Raw genomic sequence first — 12,755 nt, forward strand, 5'->3', positions numbered from 1 at the left:
TTCTCCTCTAGGCTCTAGGTCCCTAGCCCGCCTCCATCGCGCTGCGCATTAGCGCTCACCGCGATGAGAGGCGGGCTTTTCTCTGTCCCTACAGTCCGTGGCGCGCTGCGGCGTGCGAGCGCTTCATCGCGACCCGAGCTGAGCGCCTTTGTCTCGCGCAAGGCTAAGCCTCAAGAGGCCGGCCAGGCGGGGTTTGGCCGGCCCAACCGAAAGGGACACCGCCAAGAGCGATAAAACGACAATGCCGCCGCCTCCCAGAATGGGAAGCAGCGGCAATGTATGGCGCTTGCGCGCGCAGTAGAAGCGAGATTAACGCTTGGAGTACTGCGGTGCGCGACGTGCCTTGTGCAGACCAGCCTTCTTACGCTCAACTGCACGAGCGTCACGGGTGAGCAAACCAGCCTTCTTCAGGGTGGAGCGATCAGCCGGGTTGTAGATGTTCAGTGCACGAGCGATAGCCAGGCGCAGGGCACCGGACTGACCGGTTGGGCCACCACCGTTAACGGTGACCTTCAGGTCAAACTGGTTCTCGCGGTCCAGCAGGGTCAGCGGGGTGAGGATGTCCTGCTGGTGCAGCTTGTTCGGGAAGTACTCAGCGAACTCGCGGCCGTTAACTACGATCTGGCCGGAGCCAGCGACGAGGCGAACGCGAGCGACGGCGCGCTTACGGCGACCGACGGTCTGAATTGGGCCCTCGTGAACCGGAGCAGCGGCCTCAACCTCTGCCTCGGTCTCAGCGTTGGCGCTAGCCAACGAATCACCGATGGTGTTGGTGAACTCTTCGGTAGCGGCGCTTGCTGCAGCGATGTCAGCAGCCTCGGCTACATTGTTGTCGATGTTCTGCTCAGCCATTACTGTGCCACCTGCTTAAACTCGAAGGTTTCCGGCTTCTGACCGGCGTACGGGTGCTCATCGCCTGCGAAGACGTGCAGCTTCTTGATGGAAGCGCGGGAGAGCTTGTTGTGCGGCATCATGCCGGCAACAGATTCTTCGATAACGCGAACCGGGTTGGCGTCCAAAGACTGACCCAGGGTCATGGACTTCAGACCGCCCGGGTAACCGGAGTGGCGGTAGCGCATTTCGCGGTCGCGCTTGGTGGAAGAAACGTGAATCTTGTCAGCGTTGATGATGATCACGTGGTCACCGGTGTCAACGTTGGGTGCGAACTGTGGCTTGTGCTTGCCGCGCAGCAGGTCTGCCACGGTGGAAGCAAGCTTGCCCAGCACCACGTCAGTAGCATCGATGACGTACCACTTGCGGGTGATGTCACCGCTCTTTGGGTGGAAAGTAGACAAAATGACTCCTTGAAAGTCTGTCTCGGAACTGCCGGCCAGCGCTAAGCATCCATTCGCTTCCCAACAGCGGCCGGTGGAGACCTGCAGGAAGCGCTTCGCCAGCTGCTTGCCGACGAGCGAACACATAGGGCTACAACTTTAGCCGCTGCCGGTAGAAAAGACCAAAACGCCGAAACCGGCACCTTCTCAGGAAGAAAAGGCACCGGTAAAAGCGGTTCTATGTGGCAGTTTGCGGTTAGCTTTTGTCATTAGCGCTAAGGGGCGGCGGCTGCGTTCGCCTCCTGCCGGATGGATACGGGCACAGGCACCGCCCGTCCCCCTTTCTACTTCGCCTAAGGAAGCACGCTAAATAGATACTGCCAACAGTGCTTTAGCCCCAGCTAGCGGCGGCGCGGCGGTTGACATCGCTCATGGCGTCATTGCCCTGGGACACGGTCTTGGAGATGGTTGCCAGCACGGTATTGAGTTCTTGTGCTGCCTTATCCCACTTGGCCTGGGCCTGGTTATAAGCCACTGCGGATTCACCTTCCCAGGTGCTCACCATGGGCTGGAGGCGGGACTTGAGGTCGGCCAAGGTGCTGTTGATGCGGCCGGAGGTGGCGTTGATATCAGCTGCGGCAGAAGAGATGGCGCCGAATTGGTACTTAATTTCGGACATGGGAAAAATGCTTCCTTTCGAAGTTGCTGGTGGAGGTGGCTGGGTTACAGGGCGAGGCCGCCGCCAACATTGGAGAAGGCCTGGGTGTTTTCGGCTTCGACGTTGTCAAAGTTGTGGGCATTGCTGCGGATGTTTTCAGAAATCGAGGTCAATGCCTCGCGCAGTTGCTGCGCGGAGGTGTTATAGCGCTGCATCAAGTTATCGAATGAAACCTGCGCCTGGCCGGCCCAGCTGCCGCGGACAGAATCAACTACACCCTGCAGGCGGGTGAGCTCGCCTTGGACCTCGTCATTGGTGTTATCGACGCGGCCGGCGGTAGAGACCATGACATCGGCTTGTGTCTTAAAAGTCTGAGACATAACAGTGCGCCCCTCCTTAGGGCGGGAAGAGATGTTGAGTGTGATTTCCCCCGAAAAAGCTTCTGTGCTTTCTCACCGTTATTGGACTGTGCTCAGACCCATTTGGTTCCCGGGACGTTAAAAACTTTTCTGTTTATTTCTTACTCAGGGATTCGGTGGCCATCCGGCACGCGGCTTTTTGCACGGCATTGGCATTATGACGGGTATGGCACCCCACCGACATGTGGTGGCCGGTATCTTCCCAGATGGTCCATTCCACAACGGAGCCATCGCCGGGGTCTTCTACATAGTGCAAACGCCCTGCGTCCTCGGATACATCGCGCAGTTCCGGATCCTTGTCTACCTGCGCTTTGATTTCACCAAAGAGCGCCTTGGCCGGCACGTTAAAAAGCGAGTCCGCCGCTAAGAGAATCCTTAAATCAGGGTCTTCTCCTGTGGCGGTCACTAGGCCTTCCTCCACAGTGGCCTGAAATCCGGTGGGAAGGACGACGGAGAGCCCTTCGATATCAAGGCGCTTTTCGCCTGGGTTGAGCTCGCCGTCACCGCCCGCGTCGCCAGCCGCGTCCGCGTTGCCATCGCTGCCACCACCGGATTCTTCCTTTGGCACGGAGTCGGCGGCGCTCGCAGCGGTGGCACTTCCAGCGGCGGTGCCGGCCTCGCCGCCGTCCTCATTATCGGACGCATTCGCCCCCATGGCCCACCACGAGGCGCCGACGACGGCGAGGATCACCACGACGATGGCGACATGAAACATATCGATGGCACCTATCCAGCCGCGCAGCTTATCGGCCCACCGCGTGCTCGTTCCCCTCTCCTTCCCTGCTCGCTTTCCAGTTCCGGTTCCAGTGCCGGTGCCGGTCTCGGTTTCCATTCCTGATTCCGTGTGTTCCATGGATATATCCATCTGGGCGGTGGGCGCGGATTCTAGGGCATCCGCAAGTGCCGATGCCGCCGCTACTGCCGACGGTGCCCCTGCCTCGCCCGCAGCCGATTCAGCCTCTCGTGCTGGAGTTGATTCCGGTGCGGGTGTTGCTTCCTGCTGTCGCACGCGGGCGCCGGCTACATCGAGTTGGCGGGTAAGAATGGTGACGGCCTCGCGGGAGAAGGCGGTGCCAGAGGGATCCGCGATGACGGATACGTCCACGTCCGGCCAAGCGGATCCAGCGATCTTCGCGATCTGGTCCATGACGTGGCCGAGTGCCTTGCCTTCTACGATGCCGGTCCCAGCAAGATCGTAGCGGTACACGGTTTCTGGGCCTTCAAAGATGGTGGCCGCATCCATAACGGTCACCGTAATCGTTGCCGTTGCTGCGGAGATAGGCGTTTCTGTAGACATTTATTCTTCTCCTTCCCCGTAAACCACCTGGGCGATTCCCAGGTTTTCGCCGCGGATGCTCCACTGCCCGCGCCCGGGCGGCTGGTGGCTGGGCTTGAGGCCGAAGATGGTGCCTTCGTCGCGGTCGGCATCGAAAAGCAGGAATGCGGGTTGCAGATCGCGCACCGCGGAAAAGAATTGGCCAAACAGCGCCCGGCCAATGCCGCCGGATTTTCGGGCGATGACCATGTGCAAGCCGATGTCCCGCGCATGAGGCAGAAGATCGATTAAGGGTGCCAAGGCTATATCGCTGACCAAGTCCGCATCATCGATCACCACGTAAATATCCGGGCCCTCCCACCAATCGCGGGCGGCAAGTTGCTCTGGGGTGATATCCGGCCCCGGCAAGCGTTGTTCCAGCGTGCGCACGGTATTAACGATTGCCTCCTGCGCACTTGATTGCGTTGCGGCATAGGCCGCCACCATGTCCTGATCCAGCGTGCCCAGGTGGGCGCGGCGCTGATCGATGACCACCAGCCGCGCCGCCTCCCGCGGAAGGCTACTAATCCCGCGCATTATCTGTGCCAAGAAATTGGACTTGCCGCAGCCTTGGGCGCCGATGGCAACTAGGTGCGGCTCGCGCTCCGGATTCCACGCCAAGGTGGAAAGGTCGCGCCCGCCGATGCCCCACGGGATGCCGCCAGTAGGTGCTTCGCCATGGGCGGCGAGCGCCTCTGGGGTCAGGACCGCCGGCAGCATCTTCAAGCGCGGGGCGGGAACGGCGTTCGCATGCACGCGGCAGATATGGGCAATATCTTGATTCGAGGTATGCGCGAGCAGCATATTTTCGCCCGCCTGTGTCAGCCCCCTGCCCGGCGCGCTGGGCAGTTTTTGCTGCAGCTTGCGGTCAATAAGCGAATCGAGTGCCTCACCCAAGCGCAGCTCGAGGCGGTTCGCAATGAGATCCCTAATCGCCGGCCGCATCGTGGTCCACCGGGAGGTCGCGATGACAACGTGGACGTTGGCGGAGGCACCGTCCGCAACGATATCCGTGATGGATTCGGCTAAATCCTCAAACTCCGCATTGGATGGACCGATGTGGTGCCAGCCATCGATAATCAAGAAGGTCTCGCGCGATTCCGGCCGGCGAATAAACCCGGCGACCTCATCGACGATGCGGCGGATCTTTTCGCCTTCTTCGCGCCCGGCTACCCCGGCAACGTGCGGTAACCGGTCTAGGGCCGCTAACTGCCCGCCGCCCAAGTCGATGACATAAAAGCGGATATCTTCCGGCCGCCGGTTAAGCGCCAAGGAGGAGACTATCGTGCGCAGCGCACCGGACTTGCCGGATTGCGGTCCCCCGCACAGGGCAAGGTGGCCGCCGTGTTGGTGAAAGTCGATGACTAGTTGGTCTTGGCGCTGGTAGTACGGCCTATCGATAATCCCGATCGGCGCGGATAGTTCCGCTGCGGTGGACTCCGCGCCCTCCATATCGAGGGACGATAGTTCAATGACCGGCGGCAGCGGAGGCAGCCAAATGCGGTGGGCCTCCTGGCCGCGCGCGGCGGCCTCTTCGCCGGCGGCGCGAACCACCTCAGTAAGAACCGATGTGGATTCATCCATCACCACAGCAGGAGAACTCTGTGCAGCGGCATCGTCCTGCGCCCATCCTGTAAAAAGCTCCACCCGGCGTGGCGGGCCTGCGGAGTTACCATCCCGATCCGTGGCCGCGTGCATCCCCGAGCTAGGTGCAGCCCGGCGCGCGAGCGGCCCTGATACGTAGGAGGCCTGAAACCGGGTGAGGTCCTCAGCATCGGATTTCAGGTAACCGGCGCCGGGTTGGCCGGGAAGGTGGTAGGCATCGGTCACGCCAAGGACCTGGCGGGATTCGGCGGAGGAAAAGGTTTTCAGGCCGATTCTGTAGGACAAGTGGGAATCTAGCCCCCGCAAGCGCCCTTCCTCGAGCCTTTGCGAGGCCAAAAGAAGGTGCACGTGGAGGCTGCGCCCCAAGCGCCCCACGGCAACGAAGAGCTCGGCGAAGTCCGGGTGCTGGCCCAAGAGCTCGGAAAATTCGTCGACGACGATGACCAGCGCCGGCAAGGGGCCATAGTCCCGCACGGCATCCGCAGAAGCGTTGTACTCGCCCACATTGGCAAAGTTGCCGGCGGTGCGCAGGAGTTCTTGGCGGCGGTTCATCTCCCCGGAAATGGCATCGTACATGCGCTCTACCAGGGTGGATTCTTCTTCAAGGTTGGTAATGACCGCAGAAGTATGCGGCAGGCGATCACAGCCTAGGAAGGTCGCACCACCCTTGAAATCTACCAACACGAGATTGAGTTCATCCGGGCTATGCGTGGCGGCAAGTGCGGTCACCAGGGTGCGCAGGAGCTCAGATTTACCGCTGCCCGTCGCCCCGATGCATAGGCCGTGCGGCCCCATTCCGCCATGCGCGGATTCTTTGAGATCCACGGTCACCGGCTGCCCGATGGAATCGATGCCGATGGGCACCATGAGCCGCGAGGCACCATCGCGCCCGTGCCACATGCCGCTGGCGGCCAATTCATCCACGCCGCTGTAACCAAGCAGCCCCAGCAAATCATTGCCCCGGCGCCCGGAGGTGCTATCGGGGCGCCGGAAGACCGCCATTCGGCGGGCCATAATCGTGGCCGCGGCGGCGCCCAAATAATCGGGTGTTCCCAGTTCTTCCACGCCTGCGGCCGTCACCGCCTGCAGGGTATCCGCCGCGACGAGGCACAAACCTTCTTGTTCCGCACGCAGGCTCAACGCGGATGACGGCGCACCGCCTACCTCAATGACGGTGGTATAAGAATCGCCGTGGAAGAAGTCTTCGGTGCCGGTGGTAAGGAGGGCATCGACAAGCACAATGCGAAACCGCGCCTTATCCGGCTCCCGCGTATGCGGCAGCCATTTTAGCCACTCCCACTCGCCGCCGATGGCCTCAACCCCGATGGTCTCGGGACCGTGCGCCAGGGCTAGCTGCATGACGAGGGCGCGCACCGTATCGCGGGCATTATCGCCGGTAAAGGATAAAAACCTAAAGGCCTGCAATTGGATCACCACCGGGAGATCCGGCACGGTACCCACCGCCTTGATGGCCTGGCGCATGCTCACCGCACAGACCGGGTCCAGGTCCTCGGTCGCACCAGAATCAGGCACGTTGATGGGCGTGCACAACGTGGTGGGCCCAGTGCCCACGCGCACCTCCAAGGCATCCGGATCATCAGGCCCGCGCTCCCACATGCGCCGCGATCCCACCAGCGGTTCCAGCCCCGCCGGATCCGGGTGCCGATACAACTCGTGCGCACGCTGCGCACCGGCATTATCCAGCGCCTTTTCCCGCAGCGCCTTAATGTGGCGCAAGTAGGTCCGCCGGGTTTCATCCGGGTCCTGCCCGCTATTGTGCGGCCCAAACATCATGGCCATACTGGCCAGCATCATCAGCGGAAACATCAGGGATACCGGGCTGATATGCCGCGAATCGCCCGCGCCCAACACCATCAGCGCCACCATGCCCAACATCGCGGCGATCATCACGATGGGCAGCAGCAGGCGCACCAGCGGCACCGGCTGCGGGCGCACCGCTTCCGGAACTTCCTCTGCCTCGATGGTGCCGGTGGGAAGCGGCGGTGGCGCGTCCCGAAGCGGCATGGACAATGGCTCCACGATGTGAGTTTCCCCGATCCCAAGCATGGGTAAAATCCTCCCCCGATCCACACGCTTAGCGCTCTTGGCCCCCTGCCAAGATTCCCCGCGCTGCGGTGGACACGACGCCACCAGTAAGCCACAATATGTGGCATTGGGCAAGGGGGATGCCCACAATCATGAGACAATTCGGGGGAATTATGACCGCTCCAACGGCGCATCACATGCGCCTTACCATCCGCATCCACGCAGATTCCTTCCACAAGGAAGCAGACGTGGCATTGCCATTAAGCTCCAGCCTCGGCGAGCTCATGGCAGAACTTACTGACCTTGTCGATGCACCCGCGATCACCTCGCCGTGGCGCGCCAGCACGGCCTCTGGGCGCACCATCGACCTCACCGCACCGCTTGCCGCCACGCCGCTAGCGGAAGGCTCCATCCTGGTGCTCGCCCCGCGCGAGGAGCGGCCCGCGCCCGTAATCCGCGACGCCGCCGAATCCCTCGCCGCCCAGAGCCGCGACGACACCACCTCCGCCATTCCCATCGTCTGGGCGTGGGCCGGGCTCGCCGCGGCCTTCGCCGTCACTTGGGTACTCTCGCTCCCAGCGGTGGCCTGCGCCGGGCTCGCCATCGCGGCCTTCGTGCTCGCACTGTGGACGCGGGCGCTATCGCTTGTCATGCTCACCCTGGCGGCAGGGGCGGCGAGCGGCTGGGCACTTATTTCGCCCGCGCTTGCCGATGCCCCCTATGCCGCCCTCACCACCAGCGCCACCCTGCTCGCGGCGTTATTGGCCTGCCACCTCACCCGGTTAAGCACGGTACGCATTACCTCCGGCGCGCTCACCATCGCCGGGCTAGTGCTCATTGCGTCCGTGAGCTACCTGCTTCCTGGGCTCAGTGGAAATTCGGGCATCGGCACGAGCCACGGTACCGCGGCGGCCGCAGGCACCGTTATCGCAGGCGTCATTGTGCTTGCCACCGCCCCCGCGCTGACCATCGCCACCGCGGGGCTCAAGGTGCCGCAATTGCCCACCGCAGGCCAAGACCTCGCCGTCTCGGATGAGCTTCAGCCCGATGTGGACGATCGCGCCACCCGCGCCGGGTACGCCTACGAGGGCATCTGCTGCGCAATCGCGCTCTGCCTCATCCCGGCCCTTATCGCGCTCAGTTTCACTGGCACCGGCGCCCTCGTGGCCACGGACGGGACCGTGGACGAGGCGGGATCCGCCGCTACCATCGGGTCTCGCATCGCCGTGCTTTTCGGCACCGGATTAACCGGGCTCGGCTTCGTCCAAGCGCTCTGCGTCTCCGTTGCCGGAACGGTGGTCATGCACGCCGCGCGTCACGGGCGCGTGCTTGCTAGCTGGGCTCTCATGCTCGTCGCCATGGTTGCCTGTCTTACCGCCTGCCTGTGCGCCGTGCATGCGATTGCCGTAGATGGGCTTGCTGGCGCTTGGGCGCCAACGGTGGTTGCGGCCCTCCTGCTTACCGCGATGCTAAGCGCACCACTGTGGACGGCCAAAATGAGCGAGGTGGAACCAACGACCATCGCCTGGTTCGAACGCATTGAGTCCCTCACCATCGCCGCCTGCCTGCCGCTTGCCGCGCACCTCGCCGGGATCTTCGAACTCATCAGGGGGCTGGGATAATGGGCCACACCCGCTCGCGTCGTTTTTCCGCACTACCTGGGTTCAACGGCAGTTCAAGGCTTGCTGCTTGCGCCCTTACCGCATGTGTCCTCGCCGGAACCGGCGATTTCATCACAGGAGCTCCCACCGCGCCCATCGCGGGCGCACGGGAACCGGACCGGGAATGCGCCACCGCGCATCCATCTCCCCTAGCGCCAGAACCTTCCGCAGACCAGCGCGCCTACCGTTCCCAGCTGCATTCCTTTGCCACGGGCGAGGGCATAAAGGTAGCCGTCATCGATACCGGCGTTGCCCACCACGATCAGCTGCCGAATCTCACCGCAGGCGCGGACCTGGTCACTCCGGAAGAACCGGATCCGCACCGAGATTGCGACCTGCACGGCACCGTCGTCGCCGGCATCATCTCCGGGCACGATATTGGCATCGCCCCACGCGCTGAGATCCGCGCCATCCGCCAAACCAGCGCGCATTATCGCCAATACGATGGCACGGCCGGCGAGTCCGACGAGGACAGCACCACCGGCTCGCTCGACACATTGGCCCGCGCCATCGATCATGCCGTGGAGGACAACGCCCGGGTGATCAATATTTCCGTGGTGTCCTGCGTTCCAGAGAAGACCGCGCGGCGCATCGATAGCTCCCGCTTGGATGAGGCGCTCGGCCACGCAGAAGATGCCGGCGCGGTAGTCATCGCAGCCTCCGGCAATATTTCCTCCGGCACCTGCGAAGAAGGCGATCACGTCTTTCCCGCTGATTCACCAACCGTTTTATCCGTTAGCGCCCAAGAGGATGCCCACGCACTCGCCGAGTACTCCCTCACGCCTGCCGATGGCCCACAATTATCCGCCCACGGCTTCGTCCCTTTAGCGCTTAATCCCGCCGGTGGCTGGGCGGACGGGAAGAACCAACAGGATTCCCTGGCACAGTTCCATGGCACCTCATTCGCGGCCCCAGTAGTCAGCGGCACCGCCGCCCTATTAGCCGAGCGCTACCCAGACGCCAGCGCTGCCGATATACGCCAACGGCTGCTTTCCGCCGGCGAGCCCGGCAACGGTTTCATCGATCCGCTCGCCGCCCTGACGCATATCGATGGCGAATATGCCGCACCCGCGCGCGATCTGACTATCCAGCCCGCCAAAGACGAACGCTCCCCGGCTGCGAGCCGAACCGGCTGGGTGCTCGGCGGGTTAGTCCTGCTGCTGACCGGCCTGGCGATTGCTCGCGGGCTACGCCGACCGAAGTCTGAGTAAGTCGGCGTAAGTTTTATTGCTCGTGCTGGTCAGTACGAGCATCAAGCGCGGTGCGGGATAGCACCGCCTAGCGGCTGACCTGCAGGGCTTCGTCCCGGTCCAAGCGCGAAGCCTCTGGCAGTAGCCGGATGATTTCCCACGGAACCTCCGCCCCAATACCGGTGCCGAGGGCCTCCAAGAGTTCCTTATTGTCCACCGCATGGCGCTGCCCCGTAGGCGAGACAACGTGATAGCCATGCCCGGTATCCACGCCAACTCCTCCTGCCGATAGCCCACCAAAGCGATCCGCTACGCCTTCACCGGCGAGCGCTACCGTCCCGGGGTTCTCGGTGACCGTCGCTGCGCCACCGTCGCTATCGGCGCACATCCAGCCCTCATCTGGACCAACGAAGTCGAAGGTGGTGGCGGGCAGGCGGAAGTTTAAGGGGGCATCGGCAAGCGCGCCTACCTCTTGCGGCGAAGCTTCTTTGCGCGTCGCACCGTAGCTAACCAACATGTCTGCCTGGGTGGAGGAAAGCTCGGCCACGCCCTCGTCCGTCCGGGCCCACTGACCCTGCCCGGTATCCATGATGTCCGGCAGCGGATCGGGAAACGTCAGCGGCGGCTGCTCCGCAAAGGCATTGAGCAACTCCGCGGGAACGGGCCAGGCATGGGTGCTCCCGTCGATGCCAATCCCGCGCCGGATAACCCGGCCCTCCGTACTCTGCGCATCGGGCAAGCGCACGCGCCCGTCCGCGGTGAGCAGCCACTGCGTGCCATCCGTTTCTGCGAGCGCGGCGCGCTCCTCCCCAAAGCCCTCCTGCGGCGGATCCGCCACCACGATGACCTCTTCTTGGGCCACCTGTTGGCCATCGATGCTGGTGGGGTTATCGGCAGGCTGCTCATCGTGGCCGGCAAGGCACGCCGCCCACGAGCGCTGCGGGGTCTCGCCCGGTGCGGCCAAATAGCCGGGAGCATCCGAAATCCCCACCGGCGTGCCCAACGAGGCCTCGCGCAAATGCTCGTCCCCAATGGTCTGCGCCTCGGCCGCCTCGCCGGCGATGATCCGCGCGGAAGAGAGGTTGTGAACGGGGTGATACGTATCGTTGACGTCCACGAAGAGCTGGCCTTGCTCCGAGCGCACGATGGGCGCATCCCCTGGCTGCGGGCTCGGCTGCAGCCAAGCCAAAAGGCCCGAGCCGACCGCTAAAAAGGCCACGCCTACCCCGCCGAATATCATCGCCTTGCGGCGGCGGGCCAGCGGATCATGGATCATACGGGTATCGCCCAACACGAGCCCGTGTTCCACGCGGCGGCGTAAAAATTTATGACCCGAGACTTGGGCCTTGGTCGTTGGCAATGGACGTGCCATGAATTTCCCCCCGAAAATTCCCCGAAAAGTCTAAATAAACCCAGACCTCAGGCTAGCGCAGGCTCCTCACCCCTGCCACTTGGCAGCGTGTTTTCACAAGGTCGTGCGCTTTTCCCTCGTTATATCCGCGCGCGCGGACATTTCGCCCGCCTCCGGGTAATCCACCTGCACTAAAGACAGGCCCTTCGCCGGTGCCACCGGGATGCGAGAGGAGCGCTTGGTTTCCTGCAGCAACGCCTCGGCAAAGTCGACGTCCCTGCGGCCTTCCCCAACGCTTAAGCAACAGCCAACCAAAGAGCGCACCATCGACCAGCAGAAGGCGTCCGCGGTCACCCGGGCCTCAAAGAGCTGCGGTTCTTCCGGCGTCGAGACATCCTGCCAGCTAAATTCCTGTAATTCGCGAATGGTGGTGGCATTCGGCTTGGCCTTACAAAAGGCCGCAAAATCGTGCAGACCCACCAGCGCCGTCGCCGCATCCTGCATGGCCCCGATGTCTACCGGTTTAAACCATTCGGCCGTATCGCGCGCCCGCGTCGGCAGCGCACCCCTCTGGCTGGTGGTTATCCGGTACACATAATGCCTGCGCAGCGCAGAAAATCGGGCATCAAAACCTTCTGGCGCGAAATCGCAGCCGTGCACCCGGACGTCTTCCGGCAACAACTTGGCAAGCCTGCGCACCAACTTCCCGGGATCATTTGCTACGGACCGTTGCTCCAGCATCTCCTGCGGCACATCCACGTGCGCCACCTGCCCGCGAGCATGGACGCCCGCATCCGTACGCCCAGCTACCGTCAGCGGTACCTCCGTCCGAGCGATCATTGCTAGCTGCTCCTCGAGCACGCCTTGGACGGTGCGCAGTCCGCCCTTTTGCCTGGCCCATCCGTGAAAATCGGTGCCGTCATAGGCCAGATCTAACCGGATCCGAACGAATCCTTCTGCTGGTCCCTCATCTGCGATCGCTGCTGCTTCAGTCATGGTGGACCTAATGCTACCGGAGGCATCGGCGAGTTCCCGAAATGTGCAACCTCTCCTGCTACACCTCCCCTGTTCGTTTTGAGCAGAAAATGCAATATCTGAAGGCCGTATTTGCTCAGTTATTGCAGTGGAGGATGCGCATAGGAGGTTGAGCGTAGGAGGTTGTACATAGTTGTCGTTGTGGATTGGAAGTTGCGTGGTCCGCTGCATGGCGAAGTCGCACGACGGAGTGGGACGAGG

The 12,755-nt window shown here is 62.7% G+C and carries 10 protein-coding genes; 2 read left to right on the top strand and 8 right to left on the bottom strand.

Annotation, left to right across the window (positions count from 1 at the left end; genetic code table 11):
- Positions 1–309: 309 nt before the first annotated feature.
- From rpsI to ACP8KU_RS09460, 6 genes are all read right to left on the bottom strand, one after another.
- Entirely contained in the window at positions 310–852 is a 543-nt protein-coding gene (gene rpsI, locus ACP8KU_RS09435) for a 30S ribosomal protein S9 (protein WP_005277123.1), read from the bottom strand.
- A complete protein-coding gene (rplM, locus tag ACP8KU_RS09440) occupies positions 852–1,295 on the bottom strand; it encodes a 50S ribosomal protein L13 (RefSeq protein ID WP_034653789.1) in 444 nt (147 codons plus the stop codon). The genes rpsI and rplM overlap by 1 nt, the downstream gene beginning before the upstream one ends.
- 370 nt (positions 1,296–1,665) lie before the next feature.
- The gene (locus ACP8KU_RS09445; protein WP_005277116.1) at positions 1,666–1,953 is read right to left on the bottom strand and encodes a WXG100 family type VII secretion target; all 288 of its coding nucleotides are present in this window, start codon (positions 1,951–1,953) and stop codon (positions 1,666–1,668) included.
- A gap of 44 nt (positions 1,954–1,997) precedes the next feature.
- The gene (locus tag ACP8KU_RS09450) at positions 1,998–2,312 is read right to left on the bottom strand and encodes a WXG100 family type VII secretion target (protein ID WP_005277114.1); all 315 of its coding nucleotides are present in this window, start codon (positions 2,310–2,312) and stop codon (positions 1,998–2,000) included.
- Between the two features lie 133 nt (positions 2,313–2,445).
- A complete protein-coding gene (locus ACP8KU_RS09455; protein ID WP_484483642.1) occupies positions 2,446–3,648 on the bottom strand; it encodes a type VII secretion-associated protein in 1,203 nt (400 codons plus the stop codon).
- On the bottom strand, positions 3,649–7,338 hold the full coding sequence (locus ACP8KU_RS09460; RefSeq protein WP_005277109.1) for a type VII secretion protein EccC: 3,690 nt from the start codon (positions 7,336–7,338) through the stop codon (positions 3,649–3,651).
- 152 nt (positions 7,339–7,490) lie between these two features.
- Between ACP8KU_RS09460 and ACP8KU_RS09465 the strand changes: the two genes are divergently transcribed.
- Both ACP8KU_RS09465 and ACP8KU_RS09470 read left to right on the top strand, forming a co-directional pair.
- A complete protein-coding gene (locus ACP8KU_RS09465) occupies positions 7,491–8,939 on the top strand; it encodes a ubiquitin family protein (protein ID WP_278723663.1) in 1,449 nt (482 codons plus the stop codon).
- Positions 8,939–10,189: a S8 family serine peptidase gene (locus tag ACP8KU_RS09470; protein ID WP_484483643.1), complete on the top strand. Its 1,251-nt coding sequence runs from the start codon at positions 8,939–8,941 to the stop codon at positions 10,187–10,189. The genes ACP8KU_RS09465 and ACP8KU_RS09470 overlap by 1 nt, the downstream gene beginning before the upstream one ends.
- Positions 10,190–10,256: 67 nt before the next feature.
- On the opposite strand, the gene eccB is transcribed toward ACP8KU_RS09470, so the two are convergent.
- Both eccB and truA read right to left on the bottom strand, forming a co-directional pair.
- Positions 10,257–11,540 (bottom strand): type VII secretion protein EccB, encoded by a 1,284-nt coding sequence (eccB, locus tag ACP8KU_RS09475; RefSeq protein ID WP_484483644.1) that lies wholly within the window; start codon positions 11,538–11,540, stop codon positions 10,257–10,259.
- A 93-nt stretch (positions 11,541–11,633) separates the two neighbouring features.
- Positions 11,634–12,515, bottom strand: coding sequence for a tRNA pseudouridine(38-40) synthase TruA (truA, locus tag ACP8KU_RS09480; RefSeq protein WP_284897264.1), 882 nt, complete (start codon positions 12,513–12,515; stop codon positions 11,634–11,636).
- Between the last annotated feature and the right edge of the window lie 240 nt (positions 12,516–12,755).

The sequence above is a fragment of the Corynebacterium sp. LaCa_282 genome, from assembly GCF_057198125.1.

What these genes read in the sequence shown, in the direction of transcription:
- rpsI (WP_005277123.1), bottom strand. Translation starts at nt 852, where the DNA reads ATGGCTGAGCAGAACATCGACAACAATGTAGCCGAGGCTGCTGACATC.
- ACP8KU_RS09445 (WP_005277116.1), bottom strand. Translation starts at nt 1,953, where the DNA reads ATGTCCGAAATTAAGTACCAATTCGGCGCCATCTCTTCTGCCGCAGCT.
- ACP8KU_RS09450 (WP_005277114.1), bottom strand. Translation starts at nt 2,312, where the DNA reads ATGTCTCAGACTTTTAAGACACAAGCCGATGTCATGGTCTCTACCGCC.
- ACP8KU_RS09455 (WP_484483642.1), bottom strand. Translation starts at nt 3,648, where the DNA reads ATGTCTACAGAAACGCCTATCTCCGCAGCAACGGCAACGATTACGGTG.
- ACP8KU_RS09460 (WP_005277109.1), bottom strand. Translation starts at nt 7,338, where the DNA reads ATGCTTGGGATCGGGGAAACTCACATCGTGGAGCCATTGTCCATGCCG.
- ACP8KU_RS09465 (WP_278723663.1), top strand. Translation starts at nt 7,491, where the DNA reads ATGACCGCTCCAACGGCGCATCACATGCGCCTTACCATCCGCATCCAC.
- ACP8KU_RS09470 (WP_484483643.1), top strand. Translation starts at nt 8,939, where the DNA reads ATGGGCCACACCCGCTCGCGTCGTTTTTCCGCACTACCTGGGTTCAAC.
- eccB (WP_484483644.1), bottom strand. Translation starts at nt 11,540, where the DNA reads ATGGCACGTCCATTGCCAACGACCAAGGCCCAAGTCTCGGGTCATAAA.
- truA (WP_284897264.1), bottom strand. Translation starts at nt 12,515, where the DNA reads ATGACTGAAGCAGCAGCGATCGCAGATGAGGGACCAGCAGAAGGATTC.